The organism is Limnothrix sp. HT2024 (assembly GCF_059138625.1).
This window is the reverse complement of the sequence record NZ_CM181121.1, coordinates 3,517,711-3,539,922: the sequence shown is the minus strand read 5'-3', so window position 1 is coordinate 3,539,922 and position 22,212 is coordinate 3,517,711. Positions and strand designations below refer to the sequence as shown.

At 55.2% G+C, this 22,212-nt stretch carries 17 protein-coding genes; 9 read left to right on the top strand and 8 right to left on the bottom strand.

From position 1 onward, the window contains the following. Positions 1-37: 37 nt before the first annotated feature. The 3 genes from kdpB to AC2IAX_RS14325 form a co-directional block, all read right to left on the bottom strand. Entirely contained in the window at positions 38-2,128 is a 2,091-nt protein-coding gene (gene kdpB, locus AC2IAX_RS14335; RefSeq protein WP_494390402.1) for a potassium-transporting ATPase subunit KdpB, read from the bottom strand. A 129-nt stretch (positions 2,129-2,257) separates the two neighbouring features. Further along, positions 2,258-3,898: a potassium-transporting ATPase subunit KdpA gene (kdpA, locus tag AC2IAX_RS14330; RefSeq protein ID WP_494390401.1), complete on the bottom strand. Its 1,641-nt coding sequence runs from the start codon at positions 3,896-3,898 to the stop codon at positions 2,258-2,260. A 478-nt stretch (positions 3,899-4,376) separates the two neighbouring features. Then, complete coding sequence (locus AC2IAX_RS14325) at positions 4,377-6,230, bottom strand: N-acetylmuramoyl-L-alanine amidase (RefSeq protein WP_494388073.1); 1,854 nt, start codon at positions 6,228-6,230, stop codon at positions 4,377-4,379. Between the two features lie 518 nt (positions 6,231-6,748). Between AC2IAX_RS14325 and AC2IAX_RS14320 the strand changes: the two genes are divergently transcribed. From AC2IAX_RS14320 to AC2IAX_RS14310, 3 genes are read left to right on the top strand one after another with little or no spacing between them, the layout of a single operon-like run. Next, on the top strand, positions 6,749-7,807 hold the full coding sequence (locus AC2IAX_RS14320; protein ID WP_494388072.1) for a sensor histidine kinase: 1,059 nt from the start codon (positions 6,749-6,751) through the stop codon (positions 7,805-7,807). Further along, positions 7,788-8,477, top strand: coding sequence for a response regulator (locus tag AC2IAX_RS14315; RefSeq protein ID WP_494388071.1), 690 nt, complete (start codon positions 7,788-7,790; stop codon positions 8,475-8,477). The genes AC2IAX_RS14320 and AC2IAX_RS14315 overlap by 20 nt, the downstream gene beginning before the upstream one ends. A gap of 51 nt (positions 8,478-8,528) precedes the next feature. After that, positions 8,529-8,822 (top strand): putative quinol monooxygenase, encoded by a 294-nt coding sequence (locus AC2IAX_RS14310; protein ID WP_494390400.1) that lies wholly within the window; start codon positions 8,529-8,531, stop codon positions 8,820-8,822. Between the two features lie 130 nt (positions 8,823-8,952). On the opposite strand, the gene AC2IAX_RS14305 is transcribed toward AC2IAX_RS14310, so the two are convergent. Continuing rightward, positions 8,953-9,558 carry a Uma2 family endonuclease gene (locus tag AC2IAX_RS14305; protein WP_494390399.1) on the bottom strand — a complete coding sequence of 202 codons (606 nt, stop codon included), beginning with the start codon at positions 9,556-9,558 and terminating at the stop codon, positions 8,953-8,955. A gap of 277 nt (positions 9,559-9,835) precedes the next feature. Then, the gene (locus AC2IAX_RS14300; RefSeq protein ID WP_099531705.1) at positions 9,836-10,147 is read right to left on the bottom strand and encodes a carbon dioxide-concentrating mechanism protein CcmK; all 312 of its coding nucleotides are present in this window, start codon (positions 10,145-10,147) and stop codon (positions 9,836-9,838) included. An 880-nt stretch (positions 10,148-11,027) separates the two neighbouring features. On the opposite strand from AC2IAX_RS14300, the gene AC2IAX_RS14295 reads away from it, so the two are divergent. The 5 genes from AC2IAX_RS14295 (at position 11,028) to AC2IAX_RS14275 (ending at position 17,411) form a co-directional block, all read left to right on the top strand. Further along, positions 11,028-15,743: a glutamate synthase-related protein gene (locus tag AC2IAX_RS14295; RefSeq protein ID WP_494388070.1), complete on the top strand. Its 4,716-nt coding sequence runs from the start codon at positions 11,028-11,030 to the stop codon at positions 15,741-15,743. 133 nt (positions 15,744-15,876) lie between these two features. Further along, on the top strand, positions 15,877-16,080 hold the full coding sequence (locus AC2IAX_RS14290; RefSeq protein WP_190532686.1) for a hypothetical protein: 204 nt from the start codon (positions 15,877-15,879) through the stop codon (positions 16,078-16,080). Positions 16,081-16,088: 8 nt separating this feature from the next. Then, positions 16,089-16,448: a hypothetical protein gene (locus tag AC2IAX_RS14285; RefSeq protein WP_494388069.1), complete on the top strand. Its 360-nt coding sequence runs from the start codon at positions 16,089-16,091 to the stop codon at positions 16,446-16,448. A 145-nt stretch (positions 16,449-16,593) separates the two neighbouring features. Then, positions 16,594-17,004: a hypothetical protein gene (locus tag AC2IAX_RS14280; RefSeq protein ID WP_494388068.1), complete on the top strand. Its 411-nt coding sequence runs from the start codon at positions 16,594-16,596 to the stop codon at positions 17,002-17,004. Next, positions 17,004-17,411 carry a type II toxin-antitoxin system VapC family toxin gene (locus AC2IAX_RS14275; protein ID WP_494388067.1) on the top strand — a complete coding sequence of 136 codons (408 nt, stop codon included), beginning with the start codon at positions 17,004-17,006 and terminating at the stop codon, positions 17,409-17,411. Before AC2IAX_RS14280 ends, AC2IAX_RS14275 begins: the two co-directional genes overlap by 1 nt. Positions 17,412-17,460: 49 nt before the next feature. On the opposite strand, the gene AC2IAX_RS14270 is transcribed toward AC2IAX_RS14275, so the two are convergent. Continuing rightward, positions 17,461-18,879: an FAD-binding domain-containing protein gene (locus AC2IAX_RS14270; RefSeq protein WP_494388066.1), complete on the bottom strand. Its 1,419-nt coding sequence runs from the start codon at positions 18,877-18,879 to the stop codon at positions 17,461-17,463. Between the two features lie 439 nt (positions 18,880-19,318). Here AC2IAX_RS14270 and AC2IAX_RS14265 point away from each other — a divergent pair, with 439 nt between their 5' ends. Continuing rightward, positions 19,319-20,779 carry a GAF domain-containing sensor histidine kinase gene (locus AC2IAX_RS14265; RefSeq protein WP_494388065.1) on the top strand — a complete coding sequence of 487 codons (1,461 nt, stop codon included), beginning with the start codon at positions 19,319-19,321 and terminating at the stop codon, positions 20,777-20,779. 165 nt (positions 20,780-20,944) lie between these two features. Here AC2IAX_RS14265 and AC2IAX_RS14260 read toward each other — a convergent pair whose 3' ends face one another. After that, positions 20,945-21,499, bottom strand: coding sequence for an NUDIX hydrolase (locus AC2IAX_RS14260; RefSeq protein WP_494388064.1), 555 nt, complete (start codon positions 21,497-21,499; stop codon positions 20,945-20,947). 19 nt (positions 21,500-21,518) lie between these two features. After that, on the bottom strand, positions 21,519-22,055 hold the full coding sequence (folK, locus tag AC2IAX_RS14255) for a 2-amino-4-hydroxy-6-hydroxymethyldihydropteridine diphosphokinase (RefSeq protein ID WP_494388063.1): 537 nt from the start codon (positions 22,053-22,055) through the stop codon (positions 21,519-21,521). Positions 22,056-22,212: the final 157 nt, after the last annotated feature.

Genomic DNA, 22,212 nt, shown 5'->3' with positions numbered 1-22,212 from the left:
GGGTTTTGCGTGGCTCAACCCAACCTACGGGATTGGCTCAACCGACGAGATGGCCGATCGCCAGATCGATCGCCTTGATCGCAATGAACGGGGCGATCGTGCCGCCCAGGCCGTAAACCAGAATGTTGCGCTGCAAGAGCCGATCGGCGGACAGGGGCCGGAACTCCACCCCCCGCAGGGCCAGGGGCACGAGCGCCGGGATGATCAGGGCGTTGTAGATCAAGGCGGACAGTACCGCCGAGTTGGGACTCGTTAGGCCCATCACGTTCAGGGGCCCCAGGCCGATCGAGGCGAACAGCGCCGGGATAATCGCGAAGTATTTGGCCACGTCGTTGGCGATCGAGAAGGTGGTCAAGGCTCCCCGAGTCATCAGCAGTTGCTTCCCGATCGTCACGATGTCGATCAGCTTCGTGGGGTCGGAGTCGAGATCGACCATGTTCGCCGCTTCTTTGGCCGCCTGGGTGCCCGAGTTCATGGCGACCCCGACGTTGGCTTGGGCCAGGGCGGGCGCGTCGTTCGTGCCGTCGCCGGTCATGGCCACCAGCTTGCCTTGGGCTTGCTCCCGTTGGATGGCGGCGATTTTGTCCTCGGGCGTGGCTTCTGCGATGAAGTCATCCACCCCCGCTTCCCGGGCAATCACTTCGGCGGTGATTCGGTTGTCGCCCGTGAGCATGACGGTACGAATCCCCATCCGCCGCAGTTGGTCAAACCGCTCGCGGATGCCGGGTTTGATCATGTCCTTCAGATAGATCACGCCGTAGATTTGGTCATTTTCGCAAACCGCCAAGGGTGTGCCGCCCAGCCGCGACACCTGCTCGAAGGCCGCATCCAAATCGGCGGGAATCGAGCCACCGCGCGATCGGGCAAATCCCTTAATCGCGTCCACGGCTCCCTTGCGAAATTCCGTGCCATCGGGCAAATCCGTGCCGCTCATCCGAGTACGGGCGGAAAAGTCCAGGCCCGTGGCTGCTTCCGGGGTGGGATAGGGGCGATCGCTCAGTTTTTCCGCCAGCCGGACGATCGACTTGCCCTCGGGGGTTTGGTCAAACCAACTGGCGGCCCAGGCCACACGGGCCACGGTGTCGATCGGGTGGCCGCCCACGGGGATGAACTGTTCCGCCAAGCGGTTGCCCAGGGTGATCGTGCCGGTTTTGTCCAGCAACAAGGTGTTGATGTCGCCGCAGGCTTCCACGGCCCGGCCCGAGGTGGCAATTACGTTGAACTGGGCCACCCGATCCATCCCGGCAATCCCGATCGCGCTCAACAGCCCCCCGATCGTCGTGGGGATCAGCGCCACCAACAGGGCAATCAGAATCGCAATGCTGGCGGGACTTTGCACATAGGCAGCCACGGGCGGCAGGGTGGCGATCGCCAACAAAAACACCTGGGTCAGCACCGCCAACAACACGGTCAACGCAATTTCATTGGGGGTTTTGCGGCGCTCAGCCCCTTCCACCAGGGCAATCATCCGATCGATAAACCCTTGCCCCGGATCCGCCGTGACGCGAATCGTTAGCTCATCGGACACAATCCGCGTGCCGCCCGTGACGCTGCTGGCCGTGTCCGATCCCGGTTCCTTCAGCACCGGAGCCGATTCGCCGGTAATCGCCGACTCATCCACCGAAGCCACTCCGGCCAACACTTCCCCATCGGCGGGGATCATGTCTCCGGCGCTCACCCTTACCCGATCGCCCCGTTGCAGTTGGGAGGCGGCCACAGCTTCTTCGCTGCCATCAGGCAACAGCCGCCGGGCGATCGTGTCGGCCTTCGTGGCCCGCAGGGCATCGGCTTGGGCCTTGCCGCGCCCTTCGGCGATCGCCTCGGCCAAGTTGGCAAACCAAACCGTTGCCAACAAAATCAGGGCGATCGCGCCGTTCACCGTCCGGGCATTCGGATCGGCCAAGGGGCCAAACAAATTCGGGGCGATCGTCAGCAGCAGGGTCACCACCGTGCCCAGCCAGACCACGAACATCACCGGGTTATGCACCGCCTGGCGCGGATCCAGCTTCCAAAAGGCCTGCTGGACAGCGCGGCCATACAAGCCCTGATGACTGACTTTGGGCGTGTGGCGACGTTGCGATCGGGGGCCACCCGGTGTGCGCCGCATCTTATTCGCAAGACTATTCATAAAACAGACGGTTCCTAACCACAGCGCTGGATTGATCAACCGCCCCACCGCCCGGGGCAAGGGGCTTAAGCCCCTTGTCTCCAACGGCTTCGATGGTGGCATCAGGGTTTTGGGAAATTACGAAGCGACCTAACGCAGGGCAAATCCTTCGGCGATCGGCCCCAGGGCCAACACCGGGAAAAAGGTCAACAAGCCCAAAATCAAAATCGTTACGCCCGTCACCGTTGTGAACAGGAACGTGTCCGTGCGCAGCGTGCCCGAGGTGACCGGAGCCGGTTGCTTTTGGGCCATGCCGTCGGCCAGTAACAGCAACGCCGCGATCGGCAGGTAGCGCCCCGCCAAAATGCTGACCGTCGCCGACAGGTTCCACCACAGCGTCCCGTCGCCCAAGCCCTCAAAGCCCGAGCCGTTGTTGGCCGCCGCCGAGGCGTATTCATAAATCACCTGGGAAACTCCGTGGAATCCCGGGTTCGAAATGCCCGCCAATTGCTCGGGAAAGGCCAGGGCGATCGCCCCCGGAATCAACACAAACACCGGGTGCACCAGCAGGATCGCACTGGCCAAAATAATTTCCCGTTTTTCAATTTTTCGGCCGAGGAATTCCGGCGTGCGACCCACCATCAACCCCGTTAAAAACACCGTCAAAATCAGGAACACATACAGATAGGCTGTGCCGGTGCCTTGACCACCCCAAACCATCTGCAAAAACAATCCCAGCAAGGTGGCCAAACCGCTGCCGGGCATCAGGGAATCATGCATTCCGTTCACTGCGCCGCACATGGTGGCCGTGGTGGTCACTGCCCAGAGGGCCGTTTGGGCCCAACCAAAGCGCTGTTCTTTGCCTTCCAGGTTGGGGCCAGCAGCCAGGGTCGGGTTGCCTTGCCATTCCGCGATCGCGCTGAGGGCAATTAACCCCACAAAAATGCTGCCGACGAGGCCAAATAACCACCAAGCTTGCCGACGATTTTGGCTGATTTCCCCATAGGTGAAAATCAAACTGGTGGGAATCGCCAACATCGCCACAATTTCTAACGTGTTGGTGACATTGTTGGGATTTTCAAAGGGATGGGCGGAGTTAATCGCAAAGAATCCGCCGCCATTTTCCCCGAGCTGCTTAATCGCTTCAAAGTGGGCCACGGGGCCACGGGAGATCGCCTGGGTGGCTCCGTCCAAGGTGCTGGCTAGCGCCGGCCCAGCCAGGGTTTCCGGCACACCATTCAGCAACAGCAACAGGGCGATCGGCAGCGACATGGGCAACAACACCCGCGTGATCGATCGGGTCAAATCCCGATAGAAATTGCCCAAGGGTTGCCCACTCAGTCCGCGAATAAATGCGATCCCCACCGCCAGCCCTGTGGCCGCTGAGAAGAACAGCAAATAGCCCAAAATTCCCACTTGGGAACCGTAGGTAATCGCCGTTTCACCCGAATAATGTTGCTGGTCGGTGTTGGTTAAAAAGGAGACGATCGTATGCACCGCCAAGTCCCAACTGGGCGCACCCAACCCGGTGGGATTCAGGGGCAAGCGGTCTTGCAACCAAAACCCGCCAAACCCCACCAGCCCGATCGCCAAGTTACTGGCCAGCACCGCCCGTAGGTATTGCCCACCGGTCATTGGCTCATCGGTGCGGTGGCGAATTTGCCGGTATAGCCAGCGCTCGGGCAGCCAGTCCGGCCCCTGGAATGCCCGCGCTATATAGCGCCCTAAAAACGGGGCGATCGCCCCGACGATCAACAATGTCAGGGCAATTTGCAGCCAGCCCAGTAGCATAAAGACCCGATCGCTCGATCGGACGAAAGACCAAACCCCCATCCGCCCCATCACGGGCGCTGGGAGATCCCTTTAATCGTCGGGCGATCGCCCTGAGTTCACCATCTATCAATCGGTCTAAACATTGGGCCTAGGCGATCGTCGATCTATACCAATCGTTTAGAACGCAACTCAGCCGAGCAATGGCCTAATCCCAGCCGGTTAGATCTGGGGGTACTACAGGAGATCACCCGAATTTCCTGACTATATTTTGAGAGTTGAATTCCTCAGCCCCTTCTACCCAATTCGACAAGAAATTAGGATAAGAAAGATCGACAACACACAAGGTTGATCGATCTTTCTTGACAAGTCATGAATTGATCAGAAGACCCATCCTAAACAACTGACGCAGGACTATGTTCAAGAACAAGAGCAGCAGTCAATTGTCAGCGTGATCCCAAGCTGCAAGAAACAGCACTCTTGTTGTGTCTTGTTACCTCTATTTGTGGCTATAGTCCCAAGTCCGTCGGGGGTTTAAATCCAGGTGAATAAACCCAATATCGGCACCACGGCCAAATCCCCCTTGCCATTTGCCAGTGTCGTACCACTCTCGCTCAAACCGTGTTTGTAAGTCCCAGACAGAGCCTTGTGCTGGACGTACATCGACCGCAAAACCATATGGATGATTCGCACCAGTACCGCCAACTTCTCGCTCTACTTCAGGCGGTCGATACCAAGAGTTGACTAACAAGGCTGATCCCCACCACTCACGAACCTTATCCAACTCTCGAGCAATGTTAACCACGTTTTGACGATGAGTTGAGTCGGTAGGAATGCGCCGGGACTGGCATAAAGTCACTTCTCCAACATTGAAATAACGGCTAACAGGAGATGACCAATCATGCCAATTGATGTCATTAACCTCTGGAAGAGTGGAGGCGTTTGATGGCTGCGAACATTGAGTCCAGGATAATTTCCAATGTGCTAGGAAGATATACCATTTTCCAGCTCCATAACCCAACTCAACTAGAGCATAGCCTCCTGATTCGCTCTCCAAACTGAACTCTTGAAACTGCTCAATTGGATAGGTTTTTCCCTTCGGGACAAAAGCCCTGCCTATGTCATCCAATTCACTAGCTTCTTTGCTGCAATCCTTCTTCAACCAGGTGTCTGATGTGGCTTGAATATTCTGTTGGATTGGCGAGGGTGGCTGATCTGGAGTTGTAGGAACTGCTTGATCGTTGAGAAATTCTTTGACTCCTGCACAAATTTTCTCAACAACTTGATTGTATCCGCCATCCCTTAACCACGTCGCATCAGCATTGTTGTCAATGAAACAGCTTTCAAACAAAATTGTTGGCATTGTGCATTGATGAATGCAAGACCAAACTCGCCGATGCCAATCCTGTTCAAAAGGTTGACCAGCGTAGAGAGAATTCCGCGCAGGTAGGGGTAAAGTTTTGAAATGTTTATTCATGATCTGAATAAACTGCTCACACTTGGGATCATGGTTGACATAAAACAGCCACCAACCCCGTGCACTTCCATTGGCAGCATTGTGATGCAGACATAAGCACACATCTGCATGACTATCGTTGGCACGTTGCTGCATTGTACTGAGGGAAGCTTTTTCTTCCTTTTCCCGACAAAGAATTACTTCATAATTCCCCGTGACTTCTAAAGCAGACTTAATGCCAACTGCTTCTTGCCAGTTATAGTCCTTCTCGTACAATTTCAATGCGTTGTTGACAGCACCAGAATCCCCTCCACCATGACCAGGCATGATGGCAATCTTGAATTTCTGAGGTTGTGGGCGTGGATCTGGATTCAGTAAGCTCTGAGCCTCCGGAAATACATTTTTAACCTTGCTGACGTAGCTTGAATCTTCGGCATAGCCCCTATCCTTGAGGTGCTGCAAATAGCCATCTGGATCGTCATGATAGGCTTCCCAGCCTTGGTAGGGAGAGTTTGGGCGATCAATAAATCGCCAGTAGCCCATGACGGCGTGTTCTGCCGTTTGCCAATGACACCAATCACACCCCTGTGGCTCCGTAGCAGTTTCTAGCCATATTTTTCCCGTGATTTTTTCTGCGTAGTTCTCATCAATGGTATCTCGCCATTTCAGACCTCCAGGATTTCCTGCTTGCTGAAATAGTTGGCTAGTTCCTCGACCGGATTCAACGATTGCCTGAGCTAATTGAACCAGTCGCAACTTACGATATCGAGTCGGAATCTGCTCAGTAGTAGCGATGGCGTGAACATAATCAGACCAAGAAAAAGACATTGCTTTTACCTCGTTAGCAGAATTGATTTCAAAATCAGAGTTGAGCCAAAGAAAAGTATTATTTTTCATTTACTTGAAAAACAATATTTATATGTGCGATTTTGATTTTGGTTTTTAAATTCAAATTTTGATTATCTTGCTTGGTGTGCTTCAATTCAATTTTATGAAATGGATCTAAAAATTGACAAGTAAGTATTTAGTTCATTTACCAATCTTTATTTAATGCATTTATCAATCTTTGCATTCAAGCCCTGAGGATTGGTTAAAAATCTTAAAGACTTCACTCATAAAATACCAACATTAAGCTAAACACATCCGTCATTTTCTAAGCTGATCTGTTGATTACTCTTAGAACTGATTTACCAAGTTAATATTAATTAACTCCAAAGTCAGATTTAAACTTACCTAGATAGCTTTAAACCCTCTTAACAAGTTAGCTCCTAGCCCTGTTGTAGGGAGTGATAACAACCTTTCAGCCCTTTGTTTTGATCATTCTTGTCCATCAGCTTAGAGCTACTACCATGACCCGGCGATCGCCCTCATCAGCCCCTTTCGCCCGGCAACGGGTTTGGATCGCAAGCGCCACAGTGTTCTGGACCGTGCTGGCGATCGCCGCTGAATTTTCCACGCCCACCGATTACGTGTTGGGCTATTTGTACGTGCTGCCCGTTGGCTTGGTGGGGGGCTATGGTCGGCCGCGGACCACGGCGATCGTCACCCTGGGGGCGATCGGGCTGGTGTTGCTGAATTTGTGGATCCCGGTCGGGTCGATCGGCTCCCCCGCCGCCATTACCAATCGGTTGCTGGTGGCGCTGGCCCTGTTGGTCACGGCCCTGTTGAGCGATCGGGCCCGGCGAGATCGCACCCGCCTAGCCCAACAACAGGCCCAACTGGCCGCCCAAAGCCAGCTTGCTCAACTGCGCGAAGACTTTGCCGCCACCCTCACCCACGACCTAAAAACGCCATTGCTCGGGGCGATCGCCACCCTGGAAGCCTTCCAAGCCCAGCAACTGGGCCCCACCAGCGACCAACAACAACAGGTGTTAGCGGTGATGTTACGCAGCCACCGCAACAGCTTGCGCCTGCTGGAAAGTGTTTTGGAAATCTATCGCAACGACGCGGAAGGGGTCTTGCTCGATCGCCAGCCTTGGGAGTTGGGGGAACTGGCGGAACGGGCGATCGCGCCGTTGCGGGTGTTGGCGGCGGGTCGGCGGGTCACGATTCGCCTAGAGCGCGGCGACTCGGGCTTTTGGGCCAGCTTTTGGGTGGCGGCCGATGCCTTGCAGTTGGAACGGGCGATCGATAACTTGTTGCTGAACGCCCTGAACCATGCGCCGCGCGACTCGCAAATTTTGGTGCAGTTGCGATCGCTCGGGTCTTGCCACCGGCTGGAGGTTTCGGACTCGGGCCCCGGCATTCCCCTGGCGGCGCTGCCCAAGCTGTTCGATCGGTTCTATCAAGCGGGCAGCGATCGGCAGCTCACCGGCTCCGGCTTGGGTCTTTATCTCAGCCGCCAAATCATCGAAGCCCACGGCGGTAGAATCTGGGCAGAGAACCGATCGCCCCAAGGCGCAACCTTTTTGGTAGAGCTGGCCGCTTGCCCGCCGCCGATTGCCCCCCAGTCCCATGCAAATTCTGTTGATTGAAGATGACGAGCTATTTCGCCTGGGGTTGACCATTCGGCTCCAGCAGGAAGCCGATTGGCAGGTGGCGGCGGCGGCCGATGGGGAACAGGCGATCGAGCTGGCGCGCCAACAATGTTTTGCGGTGGCGCTGCTGGATATTGGGTTGCCGGGGCTGGGCGGCGTGGAAACCTGTCGGCAACTGATGCAGATTCAACCCGATTTGCCGGTTTTGGTGCTCACCTCCCGTGCCGAACCCGACGCGATCGCCCGGTTGGTGGCCGCCGGAGCACGCGGCTATTGTCGCAAGGGGATCAGCGCCGACACCCTGATTTTGGCCATGCGATCGATCGCCGCCGGGGCCTCCTGGTGGGACGATCTGGCCACCAGCCAAATCCAAGCGGCCATGGCCCAATCGGGCGATGCAACCGCCGCCCAACCCGTGACGCATCGGAGCGATCGCCTGGACAGCGGGGCGATCGAAGACCTCACCCACCGGGAGCAGGAAATCCTGAACCTAATCGCCCAGGGCCAAAGCAACCAAGACATCGCCCAAACTCTGCATATTGCTCCGGGTACGGTGCGGGTGCATGTCCACGCGATTTTGCAAAAACTGGGCGTGCGCGATCGAACCCAAGCCGTAGTTCACCTCCTGCAACACCAAGCGCCCATGGGCGATCGCGCCATCTCCTAGGTGCTCTTGGGGATTTTTCACCTAATATTCGTGCAAGAGGTTGATTGCATCATGGCCCATGTGTTGATCATTCATGAAGTGGAAGATTACGCCACTTGGAAAGCGATTTTTGACGGCGCTGCCAACATTCGCCAACAGGCAGGCGAGCGCTCCTATCAGGTGTTGCGGGATGAATGCAATCCCAACAAAATTGTTCACTTCTCCCATTGGACTTCGATTCAAAACGCTAGGGCGTTTTTTGAGTCGCCGGAGTTGGTAGAAATTCGTAAACAAGCCGGTGTGAAAGCACCAGAATTTATCTATCTTGATCAATTGGAAGCGGGAGTTTTGAAACCTGAAGATTGACTGCTCCTCGAAGTCACAAGGTCGTTTCTCCCAGCAATTCATCCATAGGGAGCGAAAGTCGCCTATCTTGCATCAGTGGCGGCAGCATATAGGGCGATCGAGCGCACCCGCGCTGAACAGAGACGGGCGATCACGATTCAGCCGATCGAGCAGAATCTATGGAATTTGGATCGATCGCTTGGCTCAGTTCCACCTCTTCGTAAACCAACGACAACGGACAAGCAAAATTGAGGCTCATCAGCTCAAGAATCGGCTGATTTGGATCGGCTGCATCGTCAGGATATGCAGTTAATTCCCACTTCCCAGCACTCGTTTTGCGGTAGCAATCAACTCCCACCTTTTCCGCATCAATTAGCACGTATTCTTCCAAGGTTGGAATGCGGCGATAGTAGCGAAATTTGTCACCGCGATCGAACCCGGCAGTACTGGGGGATAGCACTTCAACAATGCATTTGGGGTAACTGATGGCCTCGATCGCCCGTTGATCGCGATCGTCGCAACTCACAACTAAATCGGGGTAAAAATATGGCCCGGCAGCGCTAACCCGCACCTTGGCATCAGCCATTCGCACTTTGCAGCCTGTTTCCCGCAAAAATCCCCGCAGGGCGCTGGTTAAGTTCACCGCAATATCGTTATGGGGCAAGGTTCCGACAGCCATGGCATACACCTGCCCATGGATATATTCATGCTTAATGGGCTGCTCAGATTCCCAAGCCAAATACTCCGCAACGGTCATGAATTGAGACGGAAATGGAAGCTGAATTTGAGCAATCACGATGCAGCTCCACCTTGATCATTTCAGCGTTGCTATCTCAGAGGATGTCTGAAAAGCCAAAATTGCTACTCTGTATGCTCCAGCGATCAACGCAAACAAGGGGCTTAAGCCCCTTGCTCCCACGATAATTGATGCTTGGCCCGTACTGAAAGATGCTTCTCAGACATCCTCTCAGTTGCTATCTCAGATCTCTCGATCCAATTCCCGTTTTCGCTTGAATAGAAAAATAATTGAAAGTTTAGGTGACGCGGTGGGGTTCGCTTTCGGGGGTGTAGTCGATCGGCATCACGCCCTCCGTGTTCTCGTAGGGGTGGGGGATGATGTAGTGGCTCATTACCTGGCCGCCATAAACCGCTTTCGCCGCTTTGATTCCTTCTTCCATGGCCCGTTCCACTTCGGAGACGGGGCCGCGAATGGTGATGAAAAAGTTGCCCTTTTCGGCCTTGTCAAAAAACACCAGGGTGACGCGCCCGCCTTTCACCATGGCATCGGCGGCGGCCAGGATGGAGGGAAAGCCAAGGGTTTCGATCGTTCCAACGGCAATGGGCATGGGACAGCAGGGACGCGAAAATGAAGGGCGCGGGTCGCTGGGCGGCTAAGCCAACCCTGGCAAAAGTGTAGCGCGATCGGGTCGAATCGCCGCCAGGGATCTGAACAACAGCAGGATTGGGGCTGGGGAACCCATCCGGGTCTCTTCGCTCGCGGGGAAATGGCAGCGAGGTTGAACCATTCAACGGGCAGTTTTGACAACCGGGTCAGTAACTCGAATCGATTCCAATCAACATTCGATCGACAATCGTTGGCCGATCAGTTGCATAAACGCCAAGGGCCGATCTAGATTAAAGCGCTACAGTTTCTTTAGAATTGGGTTTGCTGACTATCCTGAAGGCTCGAATCATTTTGGTGCACCCCCTCACTCCCCAGTCATCTGTACGACTCGATGAATGACGATTTGTGCTGGCGGATGTGCGCACCAATCTTCCGATCCGACCAACCCAATCGCGGTTAACTGGCTCTGCTTCCGGCAGTTTTGGCCCTTGGCCATGGGATTGAACTGGGTCATGGGATTAAAGTCGATCGCCCGCTTGCTCATCCCGTGCTCCCGATGCCGGTTCCGCCAGCGATTGACACGATCGTTACTGATCAGTGCTAATCAGTAGTTGCCAATACAACCAGTGCAACCGCGTTCACCGGACAATCAGTAAGGCCCTCTGGCTATGTATTCCGGTCGTTTTGCCGGGGACTCAAGACCAAGCTCAACAGACGGTCTTTTAACCCAGTCATAACGCAAACTCTGTAGTTTCGATCGCATCCGATCGACTCTAGCTTGATCGATCTCAGCAGCGGCTACCTGATTGCCGCTGTGGCTCGATCGCCCTCGCCGTCCGTTTTTTTATTCACCCCGATCGCCTAGTCCACCCGATCCCCCTATGAGTGACCGCACTACCCAAGCCCCTGTGTTTTCCAGCAATCCGTTGCCGGTAATGCCGGAATCCGGGTTGCGCTACCTAACCGAGGAGCGCGATGCCTGTGGCGTAGGCTTCATCGCCCAGCGCCAGGCCCAAGCCAGTCACGACTTGGTGGAAAAAGCCCTGATTGCCTTGGGCTGCATGGAGCACCGGGGCGGTTGCAGTGCCGATCGCGACTCGGGCGATGGCGCAGGGGTGATGACGGCGATTCCTTGGACCCTGATTGAGCAATGGGCCACCACCGAAGGCAAGACCATTGATCGATCGCGCACGGCGGTGGGGATGATCTTCCTACCCTTGGATGCGGACAAGCTGGCAAAGACCAAAGCCGCCATTGATGCCACGATCGCGGAAGTGGGTCTAACCCTGTTGGGCTGGCGTGTTGTGCCCACCCGCCCCGAGGTGTTGGGCATCCAAGCCCGCGAAAACCTGCCGACGATCGAGCAGGTAATTATTGAGTCCACCCTAACCGGCGATGCCCTGGAACGGCAACTCTACCAACTGCGCCGTCGGTTCGGAAATGCGGTGGTGAAGGCACTGGGTGAGGATGATACAAAAGTTACATCCCAGTCCGTAGGATTCTACGCTTGCTCCCTGTCGAACCACACGATTATTTACAAGGGAATGGTGCGATCGGAGGTCTTGGGTCGCTTCTACCAGGACTTGACCAATCCCGACTACACCAGCGCCTGGGCGGTCTACCACCGACGCTTCAGCACCAACACCATGCCCCGCTGGCCCCTGGCGCAACCGATGCGGATGCTGGGCCACAACGGAGAAATTAACACCCTGCTGGGCAACCTGAATTGGATGTTGGCCAAGCAAGCGGATTTGGCCCATGAAAATTGGACCACTGAGGAGCTGAACGCCCTGAAGCCGATCGTCAGCTACGAAAACAGCGACTCGGCCAACTTGGATAACTCGTTGGAACTGCTGGTGCGATCGGGCCGCAGCATCCTGGAAGCCGTTACCCTGCTCGTGCCGGAAGCCTACGAAAATCAGCCGGACTTGGCCGATTACCCGGAAATCGTGGATTACTACAACTACTATCGCGGGGTGCAAGAACCCTGGGATGGCCCGGCGTTGCTGGTGTTCGGCGATGGCAAGATTGTGGGCGCAACGCTCGATCGCAACGGTCTGCGGCCCGCTCGCTACTGCATCACCCGCGACGACTACATCATTGTGGGTTCGGAAGCCGGGGTGGTGGATATCCCGATCGAGAACATCCTCGAAAAGGGTCGGCTCGGCCCCGGCCAGGCGATCGCCGTGGATCTGGAAGCCGGCGAAGTCCTGAAGAATTGGGATCTGAAGCTGAAGGTCGCTCGCCAGCATCCCTACGGCGACTGGGTACGCGACCATCAACAGCAATTGACGGCCCAACCGTTCGCCACGGACAAGAGCCTAGAAGAAGCCAGCCTGCTACAACACCAAACGGCCTTTGGCTACACCGCCGAGGATCTGGATCTGGTGATTGTGGACATGGCGGCCAACGGCAAGGAGCCGACCTACTGCATGGGCGATGACATCCCCTTGGCGGTGCTCTCAACCCGGCCGCACTTGCTCTACGACTACTTCAAGCAGCGGTTTGCCCAGGTCACGAATCCCCCGATCGATCCCCTGCGCGAAAAGTTGGTGATGTCCCTGGAAATGCACCTGGGGCGGCGCGGCAACCTGCTGACTCCGGCTCCGGAAGCGGCCCGCTTGGTCAAGATCAGCTCGCCCGTGCTGAATGAAACGGAGCTGGGCAAGCTGTCCGAGTCCGGGATGCAAGTGGTTACGCTCTCGACCCTGTACAGCACCGCCGATGGCCCGGCGGGTCTGCGGGCGGCGATTACAGCTCTGCAAGAGCAGGCCGTGGCAGCGGTGCAAGGCGGCGCAGAAATCCTGATCCTGAGCGATCGCACCGATAGTCTGTCGCCGGACACCACCTATATTCCGCCGCTGGTGGCGATCGGCTCAGTCCACCACCACTTGATCCGCCAAGGGATGCGGATGCAGGTGTCGATCGTGGCGGACACGGCCCAATGCTGGAGCACCCATCACTTTGCCTGTGCGGTGGGCTTTGGGGCCAGTGCCGTTTGCCCTTACTTGGCGCTGGAGAGCATCCGCCATTGGTGGAACAGCGATCGCACCCAAAACCTGATGGGCAGCGGTAAGTTGCCGGCCTGCTCGATCGAGCAGGCCCAGGCCAACTACCGGGCCGCCGTGGAAGCCGGGTTGCTGAAGATCCTCTCGAAGATGGGGATCTCGCTGCTGGCTAGCTACCATGGGGCGCAAATTTTCGAGGCGATCGGGATTGGCCGCGAGCTAATCGATCTGGCCTTTGTCGGTACGCCCTCCCGCGTCGGCGGTTTGGGTGTGGCGGAACTGGCCCAAGAGGTGATGACCTTCCATGCGGCCGCTTTCCCCGAGCTGACGGCCAAAAAGCTGGAAAACATGGGCTTCGTCCAGTACCGCAAGGGCGGCGAATACCATATGAACTCGCCGGAAATGGCCAAGGCCCTGCACAAGGCCGTGGATGCCTTCAAGGCCCAAACACCCGAGGGTGAATGGATGCCCGGTGCCCAAGCCCTCAGCACCGAAGCCTACGATCACTACAGCGTCTACAAGCGCTATTTGCAGCAGCGCACGCCCACGGCATTGCGGGACTTGCTGGACTTCGACACCAGCCGCGCGCCGATTTCCGTGGATGAGGTGGAGTCGATCGAATCGATTCTGAAGCGGTTCTGCACGGGCGGCATGTCCCTGGGTGCTCTGTCGCCGGAGGCCCACGAGGTGCTGGCGATCGCCATGAACCGGATTGGCGGCAAGTCCAACTCCGGCGAAGGTGGCGAAGATCCGCGCCGCTACACCACCCTGAACGATGTGGACGAAAACGGCTTGTCCGCCACCTTCCCGCACCTGAAGGGACTGCGGAACGGCGACACGGCCAGCTCCGCGATCAAACAGGTGGCTTCGGGACGCTTTGGCGTGACCCCGGAATACCTGATGAGCGCCGAGCAAATCGAAATCAAGGTGGCCCAAGGCGCGAAACCCGGTGAGGGCGGTCAGCTCCCCGGCAAAAAAGTCAGCCCCTACATCGCCATGCTGCGGCGATCGAAGCCCGGTGTGACTCTGATTTCGCCGCCGCCCCACCACGACATCTACTCGATCGAGGATTTGGCCCAACTGATCTTTGATTTGCACCAAATCAACCCCCGCGCCAAGGTGTCCGTGAAGCTGGTGGCCGAAGTGGGCATCGGCACGGTGGCCGCCGGGGTGGCCAAGGCCAACGCCGACGTGATCCAAATTTCCGGCCACGACGGCGGCACGGGCGCTTCGCCCCTCAGCTCGATTAAGCACGCCGGTAGTCCCTGGGAATTGGGACTGGCGGAAGTCCACAAGTCCCTGATGGAAAACGGCCTGCGCGATCGGGTCGTCCTGCGGGTCGATGGCGGCTTCAAGACCGGCTGGGATGTGTTGATGGCGGCCCTGATGGGTGGTGAAGAATTCGGCTTCGGCACGATCGCGATGATCGCCGAGGGCTGCATCATGGCCCGCGTTTGCCACATGAACACCTGCCCCGTGGGTGTCACCAGCCAACAGGAGCACCTGCGCAAGCGGTTCCCCGGCATTCCCGATCACGTGGTCAACTTCTTCTACTTCGTGGCCCAAGAAGTGCGACTATTGCTGGCCCGGTTGGGCTTCCGTCGCCTGGATGAGGTGATCGGCCGCGCCGATCTGCTGAAGCGCCGCGAAGATGCCAGCCTGACCAAGACCCAGGCGATCGACCTGTCGATTTTGACCAACCTGCCCGACACCCGGAGCGATCGCACCTGGCTGAACCACAGCCCCCGCCCCCACAGCAACGATGTGGTGCTGGACAACGCGCTCCTGGGCGATGAGGACATCCAACGGGCGATCCGCTACCAAGGCTCGGTCGCCAAAACGATCAAGATCATCAACACCGATCGCTCCGTGGGCACGCGGGTTTCCGGCAATATTGCCAAGCGCTACGGCGACAAGGGCTTTGAAGGGCATCTGCACCTCACCTTTATCGGCAGCGCCGGCCAAAGCTTCGGAGCCTTCAACATCAACGGCATGACCCTGGAGTTGGTTGGTGAGTCCAACGACTACGTGGGCAAGGGCATGAACGGCGGCGAAATCATCGTCCGGCCGCCCGCCGAAGCCACCTTCGCGCCGGAACACAATGCGATCGTCGGCAACACCTGCCTCTATGGTTCAACCGGCGGCGTGCTCTACGCCAGCGGTCGGGCCGGTGAGCGGTTCGGCGTGCGCAACTCCAAGGGTCAAGCGGTGATTGAGGGTGCAGGCGACCACTGCTGCGAATACATGACCGGCGGCACGATCGTGGTGCTCGGTTCCACGGGGCGCAACGTGGGCGCGGGCATGACCGGCGGTTTGGCCTACTGCTACGACGAGGACGGCAGCTTCCCCGGCAAGGTGAACGGCGAAATCGTCAAGATCCAGCGGGTTTGCACCCCGGCGGGCGAGGAGCAACTGAAGACGCTGATCGAAGCTCACGCCGAAAAGACCGGCAGCCCGAAGGCGAAGGCAATCCTAGCCGATTGGGCGAACAGCTTGCCCAAGTTCTGGCAGGTGGTTCCGCCGTCGGAAGCGAACACGCCGGAAGCCAGCGCCAACCCCGCCGAGGAAAAGGTGGCTGCTACGGTTTAGGTTTGATGTTCTAGGGCGATCGGGTGGCTAATTGCTGCCCGATTCTCTGACCCCAGTTGGTTGCTCATGCAGGGCGATCGACTGGGGTTATCCTTTAAATAACAGAACTTATCCTTCCCGTAGTTTTGCCAACATGGTTGATCCATCAACATCCACAGAAGCGGAGGAAATGCCAGAGTCGCGACATGCCGCCACTGATCCACAAAAATGTCGCAACATGGCAGAGAAATACGATTGGACATTGCTCAGAGTTGAGAAAACTGGCGATCGCATTTTGAAGGTGAATTGTGTTTTTGCCGGTGAAACTGAGTTTCCCAACTACACCCCTGAAGACTGAGGCAGACCATGGGACGTTACATCATTTTCAAAACGGAGACGGCCGACGCGGAAGGGTGGGACGATCGGCAATTGATGCCCGGTGGTAGCCTGACGGATATTTTGGCCGAGTATTACGATGCGTCTCAGCGCCCGTTGCCGCAACCCGGCTATCGATTGCGCGACTATGTACGGGTTGAGTCAGCGATCGATCCCCAATTTCCCGCCGCTAGCACTCACAGCCGTCTCAGCAATTGGCAAGTCACGCGGGTTGAGGTTTATGAACCCCGGGAGATGGGCAGCGCGTTTGAGGCGATCGCCGTTTGCTTCTGTCAGTGGGTTCCGATCACCGCCCCAATCGAACCCTTGCCCATGATCCACGCCCATTAGCAGTTGGTGAGCTGCCACGTATCCCCAGTTGGTTACTCATGCAGAGCGATCGACTGGGGTTTTTGTTGGTGGGAAACGGGCGATCGCCCGTTGTCAAAGTGCTTGTGTCAAGATCGCAATAGGCGATCGAGTGAAGGATCAAGCGATGAACCCAGGAGAATTGCGATCGGCCGCACTGCGGTTATCGGTGGGCGATCGGTTGCGGCTAATTTGGGACTTGGTGCGATCGCTCCTGGGGTGGGATGGGGCGATCGAGCCGGCCGCGCCCACAGAACCCACCCTAGAGCAGGCGATCGCCCGGATTGAAAAACTAATTGACCAGGCCTTGGCAACACATCCCGACTGGGATCCTGGCTTGAAACGGCCAGTGCTCGATCGGGTGTCATCTTCCCTTTCGCAATCGCCCGATCGTTGGCGAGCCATCTTAGCTGCACCAGAAGAAACGCTTCTGAAGCGTGTGAGCCTATGGCTAGTCATGGAAACATTTAGTCAGATTACAGCCGAAGAATCCGACGCAGAGAAAGCGGAATTCGTAGCCATCATTGAGGGGAAATAATGTTGGTTGGCTATCTGCTGGATACGAATATTGTGAGTGCCATCATGCAGGGCAACACCTCAGTAAAAGCTAAGTTTCTTGAGATGATTGTGGTGATGCCAATCGCTATTAGCGCTATTACCTACTTTGAATGTCGGCGTGGATTATTGGCGAACAAGTCACAGAAGAAAATCCAAGCCTTTACTGATTTTTGCCAATTGGTCGATATTTTGCCGGTGACGCATCCCGAAATTGTTAATATTGCCAGCGAGATTTATGCGGATCTGCGATCGCGCGGTTGCCTGATTCAAGATGCGGATATTTTGATTGCAGCCACGGCGATCGCCCAAAATTGGGTCTTAATTTCCAATGATTCCGATCTCACACGAGTCCAAGGATTACGATTGGAGAATTGGTTGATTGGTTAATTTGCTAACCTTCGCCCGCGATCGACTCTTCAGCTTTGGATCGAGATGATTAGGCTTTTTGGGCTTTGTAGAGTTGCTTAAAGCGCTCCTGCTGAATTTTGTGATCAACGATCGGGGCGGGATAACCCAATGATCGCCGCTCGATCGGGGTAATTTTTCCCGTGAGTAATGATCCCGTATCCAACCGGCGTAACTCAGGAACCCATTGGCGAATATAGTCACCTTCTGGATCAAATTTTTGGGCTTGGCTAGCGGGATTAAAAATGCGTAACGGCTTTGGATCCATCCCACTGGAAGCGCTCCACTGCCAACCACCATTGTTCGCAGAAAGATCGCCATCCACCAGATTTTGCATGAAGTATTTTTCACCCCAACGCCAATCGATGATCAAATCTTTGGTTAAAAAACTGGCCACAATCATGCGACAGCGGTTGTGCATCCAGCCAGTTTCATTCAGTTGACGCATCGCCGCATCAACGATCGGATAACCCGTTTGGCCATTGCACCAAGCCTCAAATAAGGCCTCGTTGTTGTCCCAAGGAAAAGTTTTGAGGGGGGCGCGATAGGCTCCTTCTGCAAGTTCGGGAAAGTGATACATCACATGCTGATAAAACTCGCGCCAGGCCAATTCCTGTTGCCAGGTGCGAATACTGTTGATGGCTTCTTCGCTGCGGGCGTTGTCGAGGGCGCTGGCGCTGGCTTGCCAAATTTCCCGAATCCCGATCGCCCCAAATTTCAAAGCGGCGCTCAGGCCCGATGTGCCCTCCAAGGCGGGGAAGTTGCGATCGGGATCGTAGGCTTCAATGGCCCGCTGGCAAAAGGTTTCTAGGCGCGATCGGGCGGCGGCGGTTCCCGGTTCCAAAATCCAAGGCCCATCCCAGGGATAGCCCAGTTGGCGCGCGGTGGGCAGCGGGATCGCCTGGGTTTGGGCCCGTTCAGCTTCGGTGAGGGGCAAGAGGCGATCGGGCGGGGGGGCGGGGGCCACTTTCGATCGGGACTGCCAGTTTTTCCAAAAGGGCCCATAGACCGTGTAGGGCGTGCCGGAGCCGGTGCGAATTTCGTCCGGCACATGGAGCAGTTGATCCCATTGGGTTTGGGCGGCAATGCCCCGCTCTTTTAGGGCCACCAACAGGGCCCGATCGCGCTCCAAGGCGTAGGGTTCCACGTCCCAATTCCAGGCCACGGCCACGGCTCCCAGGCGATCGGCCAAGTTAGGAATTTCCACCCTGGGATCTCCTTTGAGAATCAGGAAATCTCCGCCCCGTTCTTGATAGGCTTGCTGCAATTCTGCCAAACAACCAATCAGATAGGCCACTCGCGCAGGAGCCACATCATCCCGATCGAGAATCCCAGGATCAAGACAGAAAACACCAACCACTTTGGGCGATCGGGCAACGGCTTGGGCTAGACCTAAATTATCGGAAATTCGCAGGTCTTTTCGATGCCAGAACAAAAGCAAATCAAACATAGGTGACACAAAGGATCTACCGGATTTCCACACAATGCCTGTTCGTGATCCGCTATTCGCTACGGCAATCTTTGGCAGACTTTGGCAGAATGGGTTGTCATTGTACGAAATTCAGAAGAATGTGATGTTTTGTATCTTGATTGCAGATCATTGACTCAGGCTGGGGCAAATAGTGTCAAATTGGTTGTTTTCAATCGTCCTTCTATGTATCAAAAATAACATGCTTTAGTATTGTGTCGCTTTCAATCAGTATCTTAGGAAATGAGCGTTTAAGCATGTAGGATTACTCATCAGATTTTTTCTAATCCAAGCATAAAGCAACCGGGTGCGATCGTGAGCAGCGTTCAGGGTGACGATCGAACGAGTTTTATAATCCGATGGCTGACCTAGTTGCCATTCTCGATCAATCTCCCATCAAACCCCAATTCATCAAACAACTATGCCACCTCAGTCTCATTCATCTGACGCTGCGCTCACCCACCAGTCAGCGACTGCTAATGCGGACGAACATCGACATTGGGAATCAGATTTAAAACTGATTGTTGAAGGGATTGCTTCTCAAATTGGCGAAGAGTTTTTTCGAGCCTGCGTTCGGTATCTGGCAGAGCTTCTACAAATTCGCTATGCATTAATTGCTGAATTCATCGATGGTGAACCTCCTAAAGCAAAAACCCTAGCCTTTTGGGTTGGTGATGATTTTGGCATGAATTTTGATTATGTTTTGGAGGGAACACCCTGTGGAGTTGTGGTGAACAAGGGGCTGCAAATTTATGATTGTAAAATTCAGAAAAAGTTCCCTGAAGATATTGACCTCGTGACCATGGGGGCAGAGAGCTATCTAGGAATTCCAATTTGTAATATTCAAGGAAAAACAATCGGTCACATTGCCGGTTTGCATGTTCAGCCCTTAACCCGAAGTTATGAGGAACAGGCAGCCATTCTCAAAATTTTTGCGGCTCGTTCAGCGGCAGAAATTGAGCGCCAGCTCGCCGAACGAGAGCTAAAACAACAAAATCTGCGTTTAGAAGCTACGCTGAATCAGTTAAAGCAAACCCAAATGCAGCTCATTCATGCAGAAAAGATGTCAAGCCTAGGAAATATGGTTGCTGGCATTGCCCATGAAATCAATAATCCCATTAGCTTCATCCATGGAAACTTAGCCCATGCCCGTCAATATTTTGATGAATTACTGGAACTGCTTCAGCTCTATCAACAAGAACATACTCAGCCGAGCCAAGCCATCCAAGACAAAATGGCAGCGATCGACCTTGACTTTTTGAAAACGGATATCTACCAACTCTTTCAATCCATGCGGCAAGGTTCCCAGCGGATTGGCGACATTGTGAAGTCCTATCGAACATTTTCACGACTGGATGAATCAACTTTCAAGTTTGTGGATATTCATGAAAGCTTGGAGTCTGTTTTAGTTATTGTGCAGGGGCGATTACAAGCTGAGAGCTTGGCATCAAAAATCACCATCCACAAAACCTATGGAAATTTACCTCGTATCTATTGCTCTCCTGCACAACTCAATCAGGTCTTTTTAAATCTTTTGAATAACGCCATCGATGCTTTGGAAGAGCTAGATCAACAACAGTGCTCCAACTTAGAAACCGACTCTGTTAACCATCATTCTCGTGATATTTGGATTCAAACATCTTTGATTTCAGAACATCAAATCCAAATTTCGATATCCGACAATGGTTCGGGTATTCCAGAGGACGTTCGAGCCAAAATTTTTGACCCATTTTTCACAACTAAACTCATCGGAAAAGGAACGGGTCTCGGGTTAGCCGTTAGTTACCAAATCATCACAGATATGCATCATGGCGTAATTGAGGTCAGCTCCTGTCCTGGCCAAAGCACAACATTTATAATTAAGCTACCGATCGCGCCTTAGAAGATACCTGAAAAAGAAGATACCTAAAAAACCAGAGCTATGACCCTGTAAGCCTCATTAATCGACAAAGATCAGAGGCTTGAGCTTCTTATTTCGACGACTATGGGTACTTTGCAAGATCTCCAAATGACTGCTCAGATAGTCTCTGAGTGAGGAACTGCTGAGCTAGAGACTGCTTAAAAAAGGCTTGGCTAGAAAGTAGCTGGTGACGGTTTTGGCATCAACCATCACGCCCGATCGCACCGTTTCTTCAAACACTTCAGGAGTCATCAACACCACTTCAATATCTTCGTCGTCGTCTTGCAGTGGTGGTTTTTCTAGCTTGGTTAAATTCGTAGCCAAGAAGGCATAAATTAGCTCATCGGAATAGCCCGGGGCGATCGGGAAATCTCCCAAACAATGCCAAGTGGCGGCCGCATAGCCCGTTTCTTCTTCAATTTCCCGCCGAATGGTTTCCGCCGGATCTTCACCCAATTCCACGGTTCCAGCCGGAAACTCTAACAAGCGCCCTTGCATGGCGAAGCGATATTGCCGCACCAACACCAGTTGCCCATCGTGGGTGACCGGCACGGCCAAGGCCCCGCCGGGATGGCGAATACATTCCCATTCTCCCTCTGCGCCGTTGGGTAACCGCAATTGGGCAACCTCAAAGGCAAACTTACGACCGCGATAGGTGAGGCGATCGCGGAGTTTGTGGGCGAGTTCGGTTCCAAGGGGCATAGGACGGATGAATCGTGAGTTAGGCTAGGGGAATGACTGCTGAACAGTCTAGCGTTTGGGCGATTTGCGCGATCGCCCGGCCCGTGAGCGGTTCCACCCAGTCGGGGGCAATTTCCGCCAGGGGAACCACAAAAAATGCCCGATCGCCCAATCCTGGATGGGGCACCTGTAGCCGAGGCGTTTGCACCACCCGATCGCCATAAAGCAACAAATCCAAGTCCAAGGTGCGCGGCCCCCAATGTACCGTCCGCACTCGTCCCGCCTCGTTTTCCAGAGCTTGCAGCCGATCGAGCAAGGCCTTTGGGCTGAGGGCGACCTTCAACAGGGCACAACCATTCAGAAAGTCCGGCTGGGGCGGGCCCATCGGCGGGTTGCGATACCAGCGCGATCGACCCGTGACCTGAATTCCCGGTGTGGCATCCAAAGCCGCCAGAGCACGCTCAAAGGTGGCGGCCACGTCGCCCAAGTTGCCCCCCAGGGCGATCGCACAGGGGATCGCACAGGATACTGAATACTTGGGTATTGAATGCGTTGGCTCCCTCTGTGCCACATTCATGGAATCCGCCAAATTCTGCCCCGGAGTCGAATCATTGCTCTGAGGGCAAGGCAAAGGCTCCATCTGCGGCGTTATTTTTGCCGTTACTGGCGCTGTTAGTGGTGTTGTCGTGGGTGTTGTTGTGGGTGTTGCGGTCGGTGATGTTGTCGGTGTTGTT

Coding starts and splice junctions, on each gene's coding strand:
- AC2IAX_RS14295 (WP_494388070.1), top strand. CDS start 11,028: ATGAGTGACCGCACTACCCAAGCCCCTGTGTTTTCCAGCAATCCGTTG.
- AC2IAX_RS14315 (WP_494388071.1), top strand. CDS start 7,788: ATGCAAATTCTGTTGATTGAAGATGACGAGCTATTTCGCCTGGGGTTG.
- kdpA (WP_494390401.1), bottom strand. CDS start 3,898: ATGCTACTGGGCTGGCTGCAAATTGCCCTGACATTGTTGATCGTCGGG.
- AC2IAX_RS14285 (WP_494388069.1), top strand. CDS start 16,089: ATGGGACGTTACATCATTTTCAAAACGGAGACGGCCGACGCGGAAGGG.
- AC2IAX_RS14265 (WP_494388065.1), top strand. CDS start 19,319: ATGCCACCTCAGTCTCATTCATCTGACGCTGCGCTCACCCACCAGTCA.
- AC2IAX_RS14310 (WP_494390400.1), top strand. CDS start 8,529: ATGGCCCATGTGTTGATCATTCATGAAGTGGAAGATTACGCCACTTGG.
- AC2IAX_RS14300 (WP_099531705.1), bottom strand. CDS start 10,147: ATGCCCATTGCCGTTGGAACGATCGAAACCCTTGGCTTTCCCTCCATC.
- folK (WP_494388063.1), bottom strand. CDS start 22,055: ATGAATGTGGCACAGAGGGAGCCAACGCATTCAATACCCAAGTATTCA.
- kdpB (WP_494390402.1), bottom strand. CDS start 2,128: ATGAATAGTCTTGCGAATAAGATGCGGCGCACACCGGGTGGCCCCCGA.
- AC2IAX_RS14305 (WP_494390399.1), bottom strand. CDS start 9,558: ATGACCGTTGCGGAGTATTTGGCTTGGGAATCTGAGCAGCCCATTAAG.
- AC2IAX_RS14280 (WP_494388068.1), top strand. CDS start 16,594: ATGAACCCAGGAGAATTGCGATCGGCCGCACTGCGGTTATCGGTGGGC.
- AC2IAX_RS14325 (WP_494388073.1), bottom strand. CDS start 6,230: ATGAAAAATAATACTTTTCTTTGGCTCAACTCTGATTTTGAAATCAAT.
- AC2IAX_RS14275 (WP_494388067.1), top strand. CDS start 17,004: ATGTTGGTTGGCTATCTGCTGGATACGAATATTGTGAGTGCCATCATG.
- AC2IAX_RS14260 (WP_494388064.1), bottom strand. CDS start 21,499: ATGCCCCTTGGAACCGAACTCGCCCACAAACTCCGCGATCGCCTCACC.
- AC2IAX_RS14270 (WP_494388066.1), bottom strand. CDS start 18,879: ATGTTTGATTTGCTTTTGTTCTGGCATCGAAAAGACCTGCGAATTTCC.
- AC2IAX_RS14290 (WP_190532686.1), top strand. CDS start 15,877: ATGGTTGATCCATCAACATCCACAGAAGCGGAGGAAATGCCAGAGTCG.